This is a genomic window from Nocardioides segetis (genome assembly GCF_051390595.1).
GTDB lineage: Bacteria > Actinomycetota > Actinomycetes > Propionibacteriales > Nocardioidaceae > Nocardioides.
Genome location: NZ_JBNINR010000002.1, coordinates 506,652 through 522,979 on the forward strand (window position 1 = coordinate 506,652; position 16,328 = coordinate 522,979).

The following is a 16,328-nucleotide window of genomic DNA, read 5'->3' on the forward strand; positions in this document are numbered from 1 at the left end:
GTTGTCATTTCCGTGGGATCCGGGGGACTTCGCGGTTCTCGGTCGGAGAAGTACGAAGGCCGCGGATCCCGGTCTCATTCGGGTTCCGCGGCCTGGAGGCTGCCGAGCTGATCAGTGGGTCAGATCGGTGGGCTCCAGGCGAGGGGACCCGGGACGTAGGCGGCGTTGCTGCCACGGTGGTCCGTGCCGGCGATGGCGCGCTCCCGCTTGGCATCGATGGCCACGACGGCAAACGGCGCGCCGGCGAACGGCGCAACGGCGGTCGGAGCCGTGGCCGGACGCGCGACGGTGCCCTGGACCTCGAGGGTCGCGAGGGCAGCGGTGGCACAGCCGAGGGTCGCGGACAGCGTGGGCTGCCAAGCGGACGTCATCACCGGGAAGACCGGGTTCATCGTCATGTTCTCCATCAGGGCCACCTCCTTCGGTGCGTACGGGCGCCAGCCGTGCCAGGGCTGTGATGCGCGGTGGAACTTGCCTGACGACCGTAATGGCCCGTCATCAGGACGCGCAAATCATTTATCGAGGTTTTCGAAGTTTTTTCGAACCCCGTCGCAAGGGGGCCCGGTCAGCCGTCCTCGGCGACGAGTGCGAGCACCGCCTCGCCGTAGCGCTCGATCTTGTTCGGTCCCACTCCGTTGACCTTCGCCAGGGCGGCCATCGTGGCCGGCTTGTGCTCGGCGATGAGCTCGAGGGTCGCGTCGGTGAAGACGACGTACGCCGGCAGCGGCTTGCCGTCCTCGCCGCCGTCGCGTGCGGTCTCCAGGCGCCAGGCCTTGAGCCGCTCGAACAGGGCCTCGTCGTAGCGCACCGGATGGTGGGCGCAGCGTCCCCGCTTCTTCTCCGCGGCGGTGGACAGGGGTTGCAGGCAGTCACGGCATCGGGCGACCTTGGTCCGGGCGCGGGTCTGCTGCGGCTGCTGGCTCGCGGGGAGCATCGGCACGATGAACCGCGAGGGCTGGCGCCGCGGCGCCTGCCCGGGGTTGCGCGCGGCCGACCAGGAGACGGTGAGCTCGCGACGGGCCCGGGTCACGCCGACGTAGAGCAGGCGACGCTCCTCCTCGACCGCGTCGGGGCGGGCGCCGCCCTGCTCGGCGTAGACGATCGGAACGGTGCCGTCCTGGACACCGCAGCAGAAGACGGCATCCCATTCCAGGCCCTTCGCGGCGTGGAAGGTGGCCAGGGTGACGCCGTCGGCGCTCGGCGCGTGCTGCTCGGTCGCGCGCCGGTCGAGCTCCTCGACGAAGGCGGCGACCGAGGCCTCGATGCCGCGCTCGGTCGCGAACTCCTCGGCCTGGTCGGCCAGCGCCTGGAAGGACTCCCACCGGTCGCGGACCTGGCCCCGGGAGGTCGGCGGCTCGGCAGTCCAGCCCATGCCGCCCAGGACGCCCTTGACGACCTCCAGCCACGGACTGCCGTCGCCCTCCCCCGACCGGGCCGCGCCCCGCAGCCGGGTGACGGCCTCCAGCACCTCACGGCGCTCGAAGAAGCGCGCCGCGCCGCGGACGACGTAGGGGATCCCGCGGTCGGCCAGGGCGTCCTCGAAGGTCTCGGACTGGGCGTTGATCCGGAACAGGACCGCCATCTCGCCGTACGCCGTCCCCGCCCGCTGCAGGCGCAGGATCCGGTCGGCCACGGCGCGGGCCTCGGCGACCTCGTCGGGCTCGCCCACGAACCGGACCGCCGAGCCGGACTTCTGCTGGGAGCGCAGGTCCACGCCCGCACTCGACGTCCCCGACAGCAGGGTGTTGGCCGCGGCGACCACCTCCGGCGTCGAGCGGTAGTTGCGCACCAGCTCGATCGAGGTGGTGCCGGGATAGCGCTTCGGGAAGTCGCGCAGATAGGTCGCGTCGGCGCCGGCGAAGCTGTAGATCGTCTGGGCCGGGTCACCGACCACGCACAGCTCGTCGCGACCGCCGAGCCACAGGTCGAGCAGCGCCGACTGCAGCGGCGAGACGTCTTGGAACTCGTCGACGACGAACCATTTGTACTGTCGGCGCACCTGCGCGGCGACCCGCTCGTCGGAGGCCAGCACGCCCGCGGTGAGCAGCAGGACGTCCTCCATGTCCATCCGGCCCTGGTCGCGCTTGACCTGCTCGTAGGCCGCGATCACCCGGCCGATCGTCTCCGGCGTCTGGTCGGCGACCGAGCGGCCCTTGGCCGGCGCGATCCGCGGGTAGTCGTCGGCGCCGACGTTGCTGACCTTGGCCCACTCGATCTCGGAGGCCAGGTCGCGCAGCAGCGCCTGCTCCGCGCGCAGGCCCAGGGTGCGGCAGGCCGCGGCCAGCATCGGGATCTTGGACTCGGTGAGCGTCGGCAGCTCGGTGCCGTGGACGTGGGGCCAGAAGTAGCGCAGCTGGCGCAGGGCCGCGCTGTGGAAGGTCCGCGCCTGCACGCCCGGTGCGCCGAGCTGGCGCAGTCGCTGCCGCAGCTCGCCGGCGGCCCGGGTGGTGAAGGTGACCGCCAGCACCTCGGTCGGCGCGTAGACCCCCGCCATCACCCCGTGCGCGATCCGGTGGGTGATCGCCCGGGTCTTGCCCGTCCCCGCGCCGGCCAGCACGCGGACCGGGCCGCGCAGCGTCTCCGCCACCCGGCGCTGCTCCGGGTCGAGCGCGGAGAGGAGCCGTTCGATGGACTCGGACATGGCGGGGGAACATCTCCTTCACGGGCGTGGTTGGGTGGACGCACAGACCCTAGACGGCGGAGGCGACACAACGATGAGCTCGTTCACGATGTACACCACTCCCTGGTGCGGCTACTGCAAGCGGCTCAAGAGCCAGCTGGACCGGGAGGGCATCGCCTACGACATCGTCGACATCGAGCAGCAGCCGGAGGCCGCGGCCATCGTCGAGTCGGCCAACGACGGCAACCAGACCGTGCCGACGCTCGTCTACACCGACGGCACCGCGCAGACCAACCCCAGCGTCGCCCAGGTCAAGGCCAAGCTCGAGGAGCTCGCGCAGATCGGCGGCTGAGGTCACCAGCTGCCCGGCAGCGGCCCGCCGTACCAGTCCTCGACCAGCGAACGACTGATCGACACCCCGCCCGGCAGGACCAGGCTGCCGTCGGCGGCCTGCTGCCGCATCTCCTCGCGGGTGAACCACCGCGCGTCCTCGACCTCGTCGTCGTCGAGCCGGATCTGCTCGGACAGCGCGCGCCCGTGGAAGCCCAGCATCAGGCTCGACGGCAGCGGCCACGGCTGGTTGCCGAAGTAGGTCACCTCGCCGACCGCGACCCCGGTCTCCTCCAGCACCTCGCGGCGAACGGCGTCCTCGAGCGACTCCCCGGGCTCACAGAACCCGGCCAGCGTCGAGAACCGGCCCGCGGGCCAGGTCCGGTTGCGCCCGAGCAGACAGCGCTCGTCGGGTGCCCCCGGCTCCCCCGCCGCGATCAGCATGATCACGGCGGGGTCGGAGCGGGGGAACTGCGGCTTCCCGCAGTCCGCGCACACCAGCTCGTGTCCGGCCGCACGCGGGACCAGCGCACCGCCGCAGCGGGGACAGAACCGGTGCGCCCAGTGCCACTCGGCGAGCCCGATCGCGTGGAACACCAACGGCGCGACCCCCGGCCCGCCGCCCTTCGCGCTGCCAAGGAACGGCAGCAGCCCGCGCAGCGGCAGCCACCGGTCGGGCTCCTCCTTCGCGACCTCGCCCGGCACGATCACCGCCCACCAGGTCACCTCGCCACGCACCCCCAGGAGCACGCGTACGCCGTCGGGCGCGTCCGCCGTCGAGACCCACTCGAGCCCGTCCGGACCGGGGCGCACCCGGGTGCCGGCGATGACGAGCACCTGGCCGGTCGGGTCCGCCCAGCGCTCCTCCAGCCACCTGTCGTCGGTGCGGAGCAGCCCGAGTCGGTCGTGCGGATCGGCGACCAGGGACAGGTGCGGGAACGTCACGACACGACACTAGTCGGGGCTAACCTGGGTCATGGACGCCAGCACCCTCCGAGCCGCGCAGGCACCGTTGAAGGAGCGCTACCGCGCCGACCCCGCGACGGCACGCACGACCACCGCCGCCACCGGCGACTACCGGGCACCGGACGTCACCGCCACGATCGACGGCTTCGCCGGCCCGGTCCGAGCCGGGCTCCATCCCGCCACGGGCGGCGCCGGCACCGACGCCTGCTCGGCCGACCTCCTGCTCCAGGCCGTCCTGGCGTGCGCCGGCGTGACCCTGCGCGCAGTCGCGACCGCCATGGGGGTCGAGATCCGAGGCGCCCGGCTGCGCGCCGACGGCTGGTGGGACGCCCGGGGCACCCTCGGCATCGACCGGGAGGCCCCGGTCGGCGTCCAGGACATCGTGGTGACGCTCGTGGTGGACACCGACGCGGACGACGCCGCGCTGGCCCGTCTCGCGACCGCGACCGAGCGCTACTGCGTGGTCGGGCGCAGCCTCGCCGAGCCACCGCGGATCCGGGTCGTCCGCGCCTGATCCGCCCGCCTCAGCGCAGGAGTGCCTCCACCTGCTCCCGGCCCGGCAGCGCGTCGGGCTCGACGAGCGTGCCGGTGCGGACGTAGAAGAACCCGGCGCGCACCCGATCGGGGTCGATGTCCTGGAGCTCGGCCCACGCCAGCCGGTAGAGCGCCAGCTGCAGGGGGTCGGCGATCTGCGACCGGCTGGTCTTCCAGTCGACCAGCAGCCAGCCGTCGCCGTCCTGGTAGACCGCGTCGATCCGGCCCCGCACGACCTGTCCGGCGAGCACCAGGGCGAACGGCGCCTCGACCGCGTGGGGCTCGCGGCTGCCGAACGGACCCTCCTCGAAGCGGGCCACCAGCTCCTTGAGGTCCGCCTCGTCGTCGATCCCGGCGTCGGCGCGACCCGCGAGCTCGTCGGGGTCGAAGAGGCCCTGCTGCCCGAACCGCGCCTCGACCCAGGCATGGAAGCGGGTCCCGAACCGCGCGGCGGGCGCCGGCGGCCGTGGCATCGGACGCGCCAGGTCGCGCGCGAAGGACTCCGGGTCGTCGCGCAGTCGGGCGAGGGAGGTGGCCGAGAGCGACGAGGGCAGCGGGACGACGACCTCGCCGGAGGCACCCGACGCCAGCCGCGCCTCGGCGAGCAACTGCTCGATCTCGGCATCCCACTCGGCCACCCGGGCCGCGGTGACGATGTCGAGGCCGGGGTCGGCCGCCGCCGGGTCGGCCGCTGCCACCCGGGCGGCGGCGTCGAGCCGCAGGCGCGCCTCCTCGCCCCTGCCGTCGACCGGCCACGGCCGCGACGGGTCCTCGGCGTCGTAGGGGTTCGCGGCGCCCTTCTCGGGGCGCGTGAGCCAGGGCTCGGGGGGCAGGTCCCAGGACGTGAGCGCTTCGCGGACCGACTCCTGGAAGGCGGACGGGCCGTAGGGCGTCTTGCGCGGTCCCCACTGGTAGGACGACACCGCCAGCCGGTGGGCGGCACGGGTGAAGGCGACGTAGCCGAGGCGGAGCTCCTCGTCCGCCTCGTGCGCCTTGGCCCGCCGCCGGTAGTCGTCGAGTGCGGCCTTGTCGAACCCCTCGAGCTGCGGCAGGTCGTCCGCGTCACCGCGCAGGCGGGCCGGGAGCACCGCCGGCGACGACACCCACAGCGTGCGGCCCTGGGCCGACGGGAACCGGGACTCGCAGACGCCGACGCAGAACACCGTGCTCCACTCCAGTCCCTTGGAGCGATGGACCGTGAGCAGCTTGACCGAGTCGGCCTCCGTGGGCGTCGCGACGTCGAGGCCGTTGCCCTGGTCGTCCTCGGCGGTGAGATAGGCGAGCAGCGCCGGCAGGGACACGTCGCCGTCGACGGCCTGGAAGTCGGCGACCGCCTTGACGAACAGGTCGAGGTTGTCGCGGCGTGCGGCCGCGGCCGGGCTCACGGCCGAGGCGAGCTCCACGTCGGCGCCGGTGACGTCGATGATCCGGCGGACCAGGTCCAGCAGCGGCTCCCCCACGGCGGCGCGCAGCAGCCGCAGCTCGTCGCGGAGCAACCCGAACCGCGCTCGGGCCTCGTCGGAGTAGGCCGCCTCGCCCGGATCGGCGAGCGCGTCGTCCAGGCACGGGACCTCGGCCGGGTCGATGCCGTCGGCGATCGCCACGAGCTGCTCGGTCACCGACACCGGGCCGTCGGACCGACCCCGTCGGCCGGCGAGCTCACCGGCCCGCTGGCCGAGCAGGCGCAGGTCGCGCGGGCCGATGGCCCAGCGCGGGCCGGCGAGCAGGGTCAGCAGGGCGGCGTTGTCGGTCACGTCGTGCAGCAGGCGCAGCACGGCCACGATCTCGGCGATCTCCGGCAGCCGCAGCAGGCCGGACAGGCCCACGATCTCCACGGGGATGCCCGCGCTCGTCAGCGTGTCGAAGACCAGCTCGGCATGTGCGTTGTCGCGGGTGAGCACGCCGATGCGGGCCCAGTCGCCCGGCTCTCCCCCGTGCGCGCCCCGCACCGCCTCGGCCAGCCAGGCCAGCTCGTCGCGCTGGGTCTCGAAGGTGTGCGCCTCCACGACGCCGTCGGCGGCGCCGTCGGGCGCCCGCAGCCGGGCGACGCCGGCGCCACCGAGCTCGAGGGCGTCGTAGAGCGGCTCGGCGAGATGGCTCGCGACCGCCAGGATCCGGCGATCGGAGCGCCGGTTGACGGTGAGGGCGTAGGTCGTGGGCGTGCCGTCGGCCGCCGGGAAGGTCCGTGCGAAGTTGAGGATGTTGGCGACCGACGCCCCGCGCCAGCCGTAGATCGCCTGGTTGGGATCGCCGACCGCCGTGACGGCGTGCCCGAGCCCGGAGCCCGGATCGGGCCCGGAGAACAGCCGGGAGAGCATGGTCGCCTGCGCGACCGAGGTGTCCTGGTACTCGTCGAGCAGGACCACCTTGAACCGTCCGCGCTCGACGGCCCCCACCTCGGGCCGCTCGTCCGCGAGCCGGGCGCCCAGCTCGATCTGGTCGGAGAAGTCCATGAGCCCGAGGTCGTGCTTGAGCCGTCGGTACGCCGCCACGAGCTGCAGCAGCTCGGCGCGGCGGTCGATCGCGTTGATCGCCTTGGCGACGGCGTCGACGTAGGTCTTGCGCGCCTTGCCGGCCAGCTCCTCGTCGCGCGCCCGCTCGAAGCCGCGCCGGGCGACGGCGTCGTGCTCGAGCACCTGCTGGGGCGCCACCAGGTGCTCGCTCATCGCCGAGTCGAGGGCCAGCAGGTTCTGGATCGCGGTCTCGGGATGGTCGGTGAGCAGCTCGATCTCGCCGGTGAACCTGTCGACGGCGCGGGCGCCGAGCTGGTAGCGCGCGGCGTCGGTGATCACCCGGGTGTCGGGCTCGTGCCCGATCCGCAGGCCGTGGTCGGTGAGCAGTCCCGCCGCGTAGGCGTTGTAGGTCGCGACGGTGGGCTCCAGCACCTCGTCGACCTCGCCGTCGGCGTCGACCGGCCCGGCCGGCTCCAGGGCGCCGGCGTCGCGCAGTGCCACGCGGATGCGCTGGCGGAGCTCGGCGGCGGCCTTGGTCGTGAAGGTCAGACCGAGGACCTCCTCGGGCCGGACCTGACCGGTCAGCACGAGGTAGACCACGCGGGCCGCCATCAGCGTCGTCTTGCCCGATCCGGCTCCCGCGATGACGACCGCGGGCCGCAGGGGCGCGCTGATCGCGGCCCACTGCTCCTCGCTGGGCGGGAACGGTGCCTTCATCGCCCGTTGCAGATCGGCCGGGGTCTCGATCGCCATCGGGATCGAGGCTGGTGTCGCGGTCACTGGGCCACCACCGCACCCGCGCTCTTCGCCGGGCACAGCGGGACGAAGGCGCAGCTCCGGCACTGCTGACCCGCGACCGCCGGGAACCGCTCCTCCCGGATCAGGCCGGCCGCGTGCGCCAGCCGGGCGCGCAGCTCGTCGCGCTCGGGCCCGTCGTCGGCGTGGACGGGCTGGCGCTGCACGGTCGCGTCGGGACCACCGTCGGTCAGGCCGAGCTGCACCAGCTCAGCGCCACCCGCCTGCCGCGCCGGCCCCTCGTCCCCGGGGGGCGGGTCGAGCGCGCCGTGGTCGACGGCGTACTGGTAGAGCGCCAGCTGGACGTGGGTCCTGACCGAGGTGTCGCTCGGCTTCGCGCGACCGGTCTTGAGGTCGACGACGACGACCCGACCGTCGGCGTCGAGCTCGACCCGGTCGGCGTAGCCGGTCACCTGGACCCGCTCGCCGCCGATCTCGACGACCGTCGCGAACCGCTCCTCGCGCCCGATCAGCTCGCGCGGATTGGCCTCGTGCCACTCGACGAAGCGCTCCAGCGCCGCGCGGACCCGGTCGTGCTCGCGCTGCTTGGACCAGGGGGTGCGGAAGTCGAGACGGTCCCACACCTCGTCGACGTGCGCCATGAGCGCGTCGGGATCGGGCGGGGCGTCACCCGCGGCCACCCGCTCGGCGAGGGCGTGCACCAGCTCACCGAGGTTGGCCGACTGGTGCGCGCGCCCCACGCCGCCCGCCTCGCGGGTGAGGAACCACTGGGTCGGGCAGACGGCCAGGGCGTCGAGCATGCTCGCCGACACCGGCACGGGGCGCTCCTCGTCGCGGATCGGCTCCGGGGACCGACTCGGCGCCCGGGTGCCCCACCAGGTCGCCGGGTCGGCCGCGGGCACCGCGGCGCGCCGGCCTACCCGTTCGCGGGCGAGTCGGGCCAGGCGTCGGGCGGCGGCGTCGCGCAGGGCCGGGTCGGCACCGGGGTCGGCGACCGTGCGGCGCAGCTCGGCGACGAGTCCGTCGAGGGACAGCGGACGCGGCGGACGGCCCACGATGTGCTCCACGGTCGAGCCCAGCTCCTCGAGGAAGCGCGACGGCTGCTCCCCCTCGTCCTCGCTCGACCGCACCGCGGTCACGACGAGGCGCTCGCGGGCGCGGGTGCATCCGACGTAGAAGAGCCGCCGCTCCTCCATCAGCAGCTCCCGCGTCGTGAGCGGCGGGACGACCGAGCCGACCAGGCCACCGGCCGTCGCCGGGCCGATCCGGTCCGCCTGGAGCAGGGTCGAGCGACGCCGCAGGTCGGGCCAGCCCTCGGCCTGGACGTGGGCGAGGACCACGAGTCGCCACTCGAGACCCTTGCTCCGGTGCGCGGTCAGCAGCCGCACGGCCGCGCCGCGCGCTCCCCGGTCGGCCAGGGTGTCGGCCGGGATCTCCTGTTGGACCAGCCCCTCCAGGAAGGGCGCGACGGCGAGATGCTCCCGGCGCTCGCCGGCCCGGACGGCGACGTCGAAGAGCGCGCAGATCGAGTCGAGGTCGCGGTGGGCCCGGCGCGCGGCGCCGCCGCCCGCCTCGACCGAGCGCCGCAGTCGCTGCGGCCAGGACGTCCCGGACCACAGCGTCCACAGCAGCTCCTCGGCGCTCGCGCCCGTGTCGAGCTCGGTGCGGGCGCGGCCCAGGAGGGTGGCGAGCGCCCGCGCCCGCTCCGCCTCCGGCGCGTCGATCCCGGCGAGATGGGAGGCGTCGAGGACCGCGAGCCGGACCAGCTCACGCGAGCTGCGCGGCGTGTCGCCGGTCTGCTGGCACCGGTCCTTCTCCCGACCGCGCAGCAGCCGCGCCAGCCGGCGGACGTCGCCGGCGTCGAGTCCGCCGAGCGGCCCCGTCAGCAGCGCCTCGGCCCGGGCGGCGTCGACGTGCTCGACGTGCTCGGGATCGTCGTTGTCGAGGTTGACCACGGCCCGCAACGCGTCGAGCAGCGGCAGCACCGCGGGATCGCGGACCAGCGGCACCTCGTCGCGAGCGACCTCCACCGGCACCCCGGCCGCCCCGAGCGCCCGGCGCAGCGGCGCGATGCTCGCCCGGCCCGAGCGCACCAGCACCGCCATCTCGTCCCAGGGGATGCCGCCCTCCAGGTGGGCACGCCGGAGCAGGTCGGCGAGATGCTCGGCCTCGGCCCGCTCGGTGTCGAAGGTGCGGACCTGGACCCGCCCCGGACCGTAGGCCGCCCCGTCGGCCCGCGGGGCGAGGAACCGCTCACGCGCCGCCGCGGGGATGGTGCCCCGCAGCCCGATCCGGCCCGCCACCCGCTGGGCGGGAGCCAGGATGCCGGGGCCGAAGCGGCGCACCGTCCGCAGCGCCACGACGTCGGCGGACGCGCCGTCGGCGCGCGGGAACTCGGTGGGGAACTCCAAGATGCCGCGCACCTCCGCGCCCCGGAAGCCGTAGATCGACTGGTGCGGGTCGCCCACCGCCACCAGGTCGCGCCCGTCACCGGCGATCGCCCGCAGCAGCGCCACCTGACCGGGGTCGGTGTCCTGGTACTCGTCGACGAACACGTGCCGGAACTGCTGGCGCAGCTCGGTGCGGTGGTCCTCCGCCTCGATGCGCGCGCGGCGGATCAGATCGGCGTAGTCGGTCGCGCCGAGCGAGTCGAGGGAGTCGAGGTACTGCTCGAGGAAGAGGCCGGCGGCGACGTACTCCTCGATGCCCTCCGCCTCGCCCAGCCGGCGCAGCGCCTCGCCGTCGAGGCCCTTCTCCCGCGCGCGGCCGAGCACCGCGTGCACCTCGCGCGCGAAGCCTCGGGTGGCCGTCGCCTGTCGGAAGCGCTCCGGCCAGCGCACCGACTCGGGATGGTCGGCGAGCAGCTCGCGGAGGATGACGTCCTGCTCGGGCGCGGACAGCAGGCGCAGCGGCGCCTCGTAGAGCCCGGCGGGCGCATAGCGCCGGACCAGGGCGTAGGCGAAGGAGTGGAAGGTCGAGCTGAGCTGGGTGCCGGTCGTGCGGCCCAGACGCGCGGTCACCCGGTCGCGGAGCTGGTCGGCGGCCTTGCGCGAGAAGGTCAGCGCCAGCACCTGGTCGGGTCGGGCGCCGCGCCGCTCGATCCGGTCGACGATCGCCTCGACCAGGGTGGTGGTCTTGCCGGTGCCGGGGCCCGCCAGCACCAGCAGCGGCCCGCCCGGGTGGTCGACGACCTGGCGCTGATGCTCGTCGAGCACCGGGACCGCCGCGCCCGCCGCGGGCGGGGCGAGGCGGTAGGCGGTCGCCGGGGTCGAGGAGTCCACGGGCGCCACCTAACCACCCCCGCCCGACACAAATGGACGAAGGGCCCCTCGCGAGTATGAGTCGCAAGGGGCCCTTCTGGTGACCGGTACTGGTGACGCTCCCGGTCGACCACCCGGCTGCTGCGATCCCGCGAGCCTCGTCACCCGGCTCACGCGGCCAGCGTCCCCGTGAGGGGCCGCCTCGCCTCGACCCGAAGGTCTCGGCCGGCCGGCTGGATCGTCGCCTTCCGGCTGATCCCGCTCTCCCGGAGGAGTGCGTGGGAGAAGTTCTACGCCCGTGCACCCGCCGCTCGCAAGGGGTTTCCGCCAGGTTTTTCGGGGGTTTTCGTCGTCCACCGGCGTTCGGCGTGTCCTCCACAGGAACGGGCGTAATTCTCCACAAACCCGAGCACGTCATCCCCAGCCCGTCCCCAGGTCGTCGTCCAGCCTGTGGAGAAGGCGGGACTGAGTACCGATGCTCAGCCGGGTCTGAGTGGCGTGCCGCTGGCGATCTGAGGACGACAGATGGGGGAATGTACCCATGCGCTACGCCGACCCGTCGCTCTGTCCCGACTGCCGCTCCCCCCTCCCGACCGGGGTGTCCGTCTGTCCGGCCTGCGACCTGCTCGTGCGCCATCCCCTGGCCGTCGACCTGTTCGGGACCCTCCAGCGCGCCGACGGCCTGCTGGCCCGGCTGCGCACCGCCAGCGACACCGTCCCCGCGCGCCCCGCCCCGGTCCCCGCGTCGAGCGGCAGCGGACTGGGCGGGCCGCTCGCTCCTCCGGCGGCGCCCGTGCCGCCGAAGCGCGCGACCACCGGCCTGCCGGCGTACCCCGGTCCGGTCCCGCCGCCGCCCGCACCGCCCGCGGCGCCGGGTCGCCCAGGAGCCCCGTTCGCTCCCGCCGCCCCTTCCCCCGCCGGCATCTCGTCCGCCTCGGTCCCGAAGATCCTGCTCGGGCTCGGGGCGTTCTGCCTGCTGGTGGCCGCGGTGATCTTCCTGGCCGTGTCCTGGTCGGCGCTCGGCGTGGGCGGCCGCACGGCGGTCCTCGCGGGTCTCACCCTGACCGCCGGGGCCTCGGCCCTGCTGCTGCACCGGATCGGCCTCCGCATCGCCGGCGAGTCACTCGTCGTCGTGGCCCTCGGCCTGCTCGCCCTCGACGTCGTCGGGGCCGGTGCCGCCGGCTGGTTCGGCGAGGGTCCCGACAGCGCGATCGTCTGCGCCGCGGGTCTGGTCGTCGCGCTCGCGGGCGCAGGGCTCGGCCTCGTCCGGGTCGGCGGTCAGCCGCGCCTCGCGGCACCGCAGGTGATCGCCGGCATCGGCCTGTTCATCGGGTACGTCGGCGCGGCCGCCGCCACCGACCACTGGTTGATCGCCGGCCACGCCGTCACCGCCGTCGGGCTCGGCCTGGTCGTGCTCGGTCGGCGTGCCGGCGCGTCGGTCCTCCTGTGGAGCGCGGCCGCCGCCGCGGGGGTCACCTGGCTGTGCACCGCCGGTGCCGCGTTCGCCGAGTCGGTCGCAACGCCGGACCTGCGCCAGCTCTGGGTCGAGGGCACCGGCTGGTCGCTCCTCGTCAGCGCGGCCGCACTCCTGCTCCCCGGTGCCCTCGTCCGGCACCGCGACCTCCTGCTCGCCGGCGCGAGCGGTGCCGCGATGCTGGTCACGGTCGTCGTGACCCTGCCGTCGGTCGACACCGACGCCCGCACGGTCGGCCTCGTCGCCCTCGGGACGACCGCCGCCTGGGTGCTCGCCCTCGGCGTGCTGCCGCGCCGGGCCCGCATCGTCGCCATCGCCCCCGCCGGCACCGGGTGCCTGGTCCTCGTGGGCCTCGTCCTGCGGGCCGTCGCCGATGTGCTCGACCGGTGGTCGCAGGTCGCCGGCGTCTTCGAGCGGCCGTGGGCGGTGCGGCTCACGACGCCCGAGCCCGCCACGGAGCCGGCACTGCTGGTGCCCTCCCTGCTGATCGTGCTGGCCTGCGTCGCCCTCGTCGACCGGGAGCGCGCCCGCCGCGCGCTGCCCGCCTGGAGCCGGTTCGCCGGCCTCGTCGCGGGCGTCGGACTCGCCGCCACCCTCGCGTCGTACGACCTGGCCCTGGCCGCCCCGCTCGGCGTCCTCGCCCTCGTGGCACTCGGCGCCGCGGTGCTCGCGCTGACGACGACCGGCTCCGAGACCACGGTGTGGGCACTCGTCGCCACGATCCTCACCGCCGCCGTCGCGATGGCCGCGCTGCCGAGCGAGGCCCTGGTGCTGGTCACCGTCGCGCCCCTCGCGGTCGCGCTGGTCGCCGTCGCGGTCCTCGGCCGGCAGCAGCCGACCCGGGTCGTCGGAGGCCTCGGCGCCCCGGCCGCGCTGGGTCTGGCCACGGCCGCCGCCGTCATCGTGGTCGGCGACGACGCCGCCTGGGTGTCGATCCCGGTCCTGCTCGTCGTGGGCGTTCTCGCCCTCGCCCTGCCGCGTGTCGACGTCGAGCTGTCCGCGATCACGGTCGGCCTCCTCGCCCTGCCCGTGTCCCTGTCCACCACGACGGACCCCGGCGGCTTCACGGCGCTGTGGCTGACGGTGGCGGGCTTCCTTGCGTCGGGGACGGCCCTGCTGCACGCGTCGCGTCGCGGCTGCGTGTTCGTGGGCGGTGCCCTCCTGCTGCTGGCCAGCTGGGTCCGGTTGGCCGATCTCAACGTCACCGAGCCGGAGCCCTACACGGTGCCCCTCGCGGCCGCGCTCCTCGCCTTCGGCCTGTGGCGGCTCCGGCGCTCCGCCCAGGTCGGGACCCTCGAGGCGCTGCTGCCGGGCCTGCTGCTCGCGACCGTCCCGTCCCTGATCTGGGTGCTCGGCGACCCCGTGTCACTGCGGGCGCTGATCCTCGGCGGCGTCTGCCTGGCGCTGACCGTGGCCGGCGCGGCGATGCGCTGGAGTGCTCCGCTGGTCGTCGGCGCCGGCGTCGGCGCGGTGGTGGTGCTGCGGGAGCTCGGTCCCTACGCCGGCGAGTTCCCGAAGTGGGTCTGGATCGGCCTGGCCGGCGCCCTGCTGACCGTCGTCGGCATCACCTGGGAGCGGCGGCTGCTCGACGTGCGCCGAGCCGTCGGCCTCCTGGGCCGCCTCCGGTGACGGGCGCCGTGCGACCACCTGCTAGACAGGGGCCATGGCTACCACTGCACTCGGGGGGAACCCCGTCCAGACCGTCGGCGAGCTGCCCGCCGTCGGCTCCTCCGCCCCGTCCTTCGAGCTCGCCGGCGCGGACTTCGGCAGCATCACCCTCCCGGAGGGCCAGCGCGCCGTCCTCAACATCTTCCCGAGCATCGACACCGGTGTCTGCGCGGCCAGCGTGCGGAAGTTCAACGAGCTCGCCGCGGGCCTCGACAACACCACGGTCATCAACGTCTCGCAGGACCTGCCGCCGGCCCTGGGCCGCTTCTGCGGCGCCGAGGGCATCGACAACGTCCAGGTCGGCTCCGGCTTCCGCTCGTCCTTCGGCGACGACTACGGCGTGAGGATGACCGACGGCAAGCTCGCCGGCCTGTTCGCCCGCTCGGTCGTCGTGGTCGACGCCGACGGCTCCGTGCTGCACTCCCAACTGGTTCCCGAGATCGCGACCGAGCCGGACTACGACGCCGCGATCGCGGCCCTGTCCTGACCGCGATCCCCCTAGTCGCCGGTCGCCGGGTCCCAGAAGGCCCGGCGCATGTCGAGGACCCCGCTGCCGTCGCGCAGCGGGGTGCCCTCGGCGAGGTACGCCGCGCGGGCCCGGTCGTCGTGGCTCGGGGGCAGCGTGCCGTCGGCACGCACGACCCGCCACCACGGCACCGGGCCGCCGTACCTCGCCATCACCGACCCCACCTGACGGGGTCCTCCACCCGCGACCGCCGCCACGGCGCCGTACGTCGTGACGCGCCCCGCCGGCACCTGCTCGACCAGGTCGAGCACTCGCTCGACGTATCCCTCGTCCACTCACCCTCGATCCGTAGGTCCCGCACCGATGATGCCGGGTGCCTCGGACAGACGCCGAGAGCCCCGTCCGGCTGGACGGGGCTCCCAGGTGCTCCCTCGGTGCGGTGAACGCATGGATCCGATCGGTGCGGGCGGCCGGAGCCGCTACGTCAGGACCAACGACGACACCACGTCGCGGTTACGAACCCCCGGCAGGCGCCGTCGAGGTCAGTACGACGGCTGGCTCGGGTCGATCTGGTTGACCCAGGCCACCACGCCGCCGCCCACGTGCACCGCGTCGTCGTACCCGGCACCCTTGACGATCGCCAGGCACTCGGCGGAGCGGACGCCGCTCTTGCAGTGCAGGACGACCTGCTTCCCGGAGTCGACGGGCGGCAGCTGCGCTAGGGCGGTGCCGTTGAGGAAGTCGCCCTTGGGGATCAGCACCGCGCCCGGGATGTGGTTGATCTCGGCCTCGGCGGGCTCGCGGACGTCGATCAGGACGAAGTCGCGGCTGCCCTCCTCCTTCTCCTTGATCATCGAGGCGAGCTGGGTGACCGAGATGGTCGCGTCGACGGCGGCGTCGGCGGCCTCCTCGGAGATCGCGCCGCAGAAGGCGTCGTAGTCGATCAGGCCGGTGACGGTGGGGTTCTCGCCGCACAGCGCGCAGTTGGGGTCCTTGCGGACCTTGAGCTTGCGCCACTCCAGCTCGAGGGCGTCGTAGATGACGAGCTTGCCGATGGCCGGCTCGCCGGCACCGATGAGCAGCTTGATGGCCTCGTTGACCTGGATCGAGCCGATGGAGGCGCACAGCACGCCCAGCACGCCGCCCTCGGCGCAGGAGGGGACCATGCCCGGCGGCGGGGGCTCCGGGTAGAGGCAGCGGTAGCAGGGCGCGTCGTCGGCCATGGTCGGCGCGAAGACCGAGGCCTGGCCGTCGAAGCGGTAGATGGAGCCCCACACGTAGGGGATCCCGAGGAAGTACGCCGCGTCGTTGACCATGTAGCGCGTGGCGAAGTTGTCGGTGCCGTCGACGATCAGGTCGTAGCCCTTGAAGACGTCCATGACGTTGTCGTTGTCGAGGCGCGTCTCGTGGAGGACCACGTTGACCAGCGGGTTGATCTCGAGGATCGACTCCTTGGCCGAGAGGCCCTTGGACTTGCCGAGGTCGGACATGCCGTGGATGACCTGGCGCTGCAGGTTGGACTCGTCGACCTCGTCGAACTCGGCGATGCCCAGGGTGCCGACGCCGGCCGCGGCCAGGTAGAGCAGCGCCGGGCTGCCCAGACCGCCCGCGCCGATCACGAGGACCTTGGCGTTCTTGAGGCGCTTCTGCCCGTCCATCGCGACGTCGGGGATGATCAGGTGGCGGCTGTAGCGGCGGACCTCGTCGATGGTCAGCTCGGCGGCCGGCTCGACCAGCGCGGGAAAGCTCACGGCGTACTCCTCGGGTACTGCAGATGGAAGGGGGGCTGTCTGGGGCCAAC

General features: G+C 74.1%; 11 protein-coding genes. 4 read left to right on the forward strand and 7 right to left on the reverse strand.

The features are described from left to right. Nucleotides 1–119: 119 nt before the first annotated feature. Nucleotides 120–407 (reverse strand): hypothetical protein, encoded by a 288-nt coding sequence (locus tag ACPZVR_RS06120; protein ID WP_436698681.1) that lies wholly within the window; start codon nucleotides 405–407, stop codon nucleotides 120–122. Nucleotides 408–565: 158 nt separating this feature from the next. Further along, nucleotides 566–2,641 carry an ATP-dependent helicase gene (locus ACPZVR_RS06125; protein ID WP_436698682.1) on the reverse strand — a complete coding sequence of 692 codons (2,076 nt, stop codon included), beginning with the start codon at nucleotides 2,639–2,641 and terminating at the stop codon, nucleotides 566–568. Between the two features lie 73 nt (nucleotides 2,642–2,714). On the opposite strand from ACPZVR_RS06125, the gene ACPZVR_RS06130 reads away from it, so the two are divergent. Next, nucleotides 2,715–2,972: a mycoredoxin gene (locus ACPZVR_RS06130; protein ID WP_436698683.1), complete on the forward strand. Its 258-nt coding sequence runs from the start codon at nucleotides 2,715–2,717 to the stop codon at nucleotides 2,970–2,972. Nucleotides 2,973–2,974: 2 nt separating this feature from the next. On the opposite strand, the gene nudC is transcribed toward ACPZVR_RS06130, so the two are convergent. Further along, entirely contained in the window at nucleotides 2,975–3,895 is a 921-nt protein-coding gene (nudC, locus tag ACPZVR_RS06135; RefSeq protein ID WP_436698684.1) for an NAD(+) diphosphatase, read from the reverse strand. Between the two features lie 31 nt (nucleotides 3,896–3,926). Between nudC and ACPZVR_RS06140 the strand changes: the two genes are divergently transcribed. Further along, nucleotides 3,927–4,430, forward strand: coding sequence for an OsmC family protein (locus ACPZVR_RS06140; RefSeq protein WP_436698685.1), 504 nt, complete (start codon nucleotides 3,927–3,929; stop codon nucleotides 4,428–4,430). A gap of 10 nt (nucleotides 4,431–4,440) precedes the next feature. Here ACPZVR_RS06140 and ACPZVR_RS06145 read toward each other — a convergent pair whose 3' ends face one another. Together ACPZVR_RS06145 and ACPZVR_RS06150 are read right to left on the reverse strand one after the other, a co-directional pair. Further along, nucleotides 4,441–7,656, reverse strand: coding sequence for an ATP-dependent helicase (locus ACPZVR_RS06145; protein ID WP_436698686.1), 3,216 nt, complete (start codon nucleotides 7,654–7,656; stop codon nucleotides 4,441–4,443). Between the two features lie 23 nt (nucleotides 7,657–7,679). Continuing rightward, the gene (locus tag ACPZVR_RS06150; protein ID WP_436698687.1) at nucleotides 7,680–10,940 is read right to left on the reverse strand and encodes an ATP-dependent helicase; all 3,261 of its coding nucleotides are present in this window, start codon (nucleotides 10,938–10,940) and stop codon (nucleotides 7,680–7,682) included. A gap of 520 nt (nucleotides 10,941–11,460) precedes the next feature. On the opposite strand from ACPZVR_RS06150, the gene ACPZVR_RS06155 reads away from it, so the two are divergent. Together ACPZVR_RS06155 and tpx are read left to right on the forward strand one after the other, a co-directional pair. Then, nucleotides 11,461–14,022 (forward strand): SCO7613 C-terminal domain-containing membrane protein, encoded by a 2,562-nt coding sequence (locus ACPZVR_RS06155; RefSeq protein WP_436698688.1) that lies wholly within the window; start codon nucleotides 11,461–11,463, stop codon nucleotides 14,020–14,022. 34 nt (nucleotides 14,023–14,056) lie between these two features. Continuing rightward, nucleotides 14,057–14,548, forward strand: a complete 492-nt coding sequence (tpx, locus tag ACPZVR_RS06160; RefSeq protein ID WP_436698689.1) for a thiol peroxidase — start codon at nucleotides 14,057–14,059, stop codon at nucleotides 14,546–14,548. 11 nt (nucleotides 14,549–14,559) lie between these two features. Here the strand turns inward: tpx and ACPZVR_RS06165 are convergent, their stop codons facing one another. Next, nucleotides 14,560–14,862: an MGMT family protein gene (locus ACPZVR_RS06165; RefSeq protein ID WP_436698690.1), complete on the reverse strand. Its 303-nt coding sequence runs from the start codon at nucleotides 14,860–14,862 to the stop codon at nucleotides 14,560–14,562. 207 nt (nucleotides 14,863–15,069) lie between these two features. Continuing rightward, a complete protein-coding gene (moeZ, locus tag ACPZVR_RS06170) occupies nucleotides 15,070–16,278 on the reverse strand; it encodes an adenylyltransferase/sulfurtransferase MoeZ (protein WP_436698691.1) in 1,209 nt (402 codons plus the stop codon). Nucleotides 16,279–16,328: the final 50 nt, after the last annotated feature.

Bases quoted from the DNA above. Each gene is read 5' to 3' on its own strand.
- ACPZVR_RS06120 (WP_436698681.1), bottom strand. From the start codon at position 407: ATGGAGAACATGACGATGAACCCGGTCTTCCCGGTGATGACGTCCGCT.
- ACPZVR_RS06125 (WP_436698682.1), bottom strand. From the start codon at position 2,641: ATGTCCGAGTCCATCGAACGGCTCCTCTCCGCGCTCGACCCGGAGCAG.
- ACPZVR_RS06130 (WP_436698683.1), top strand. From the start codon at position 2,715: ATGAGCTCGTTCACGATGTACACCACTCCCTGGTGCGGCTACTGCAAG.
- ACPZVR_RS06140 (WP_436698685.1), top strand. From the start codon at position 3,927: ATGGACGCCAGCACCCTCCGAGCCGCGCAGGCACCGTTGAAGGAGCGC.
- ACPZVR_RS06145 (WP_436698686.1), bottom strand. From the start codon at position 7,656: ATGGCGATCGAGACCCCGGCCGATCTGCAACGGGCGATGAAGGCACCG.
- ACPZVR_RS06155 (WP_436698688.1), top strand. From the start codon at position 11,461: ATGCGCTACGCCGACCCGTCGCTCTGTCCCGACTGCCGCTCCCCCCTC.
- tpx (WP_436698689.1), top strand. From the start codon at position 14,057: ATGGCTACCACTGCACTCGGGGGGAACCCCGTCCAGACCGTCGGCGAG.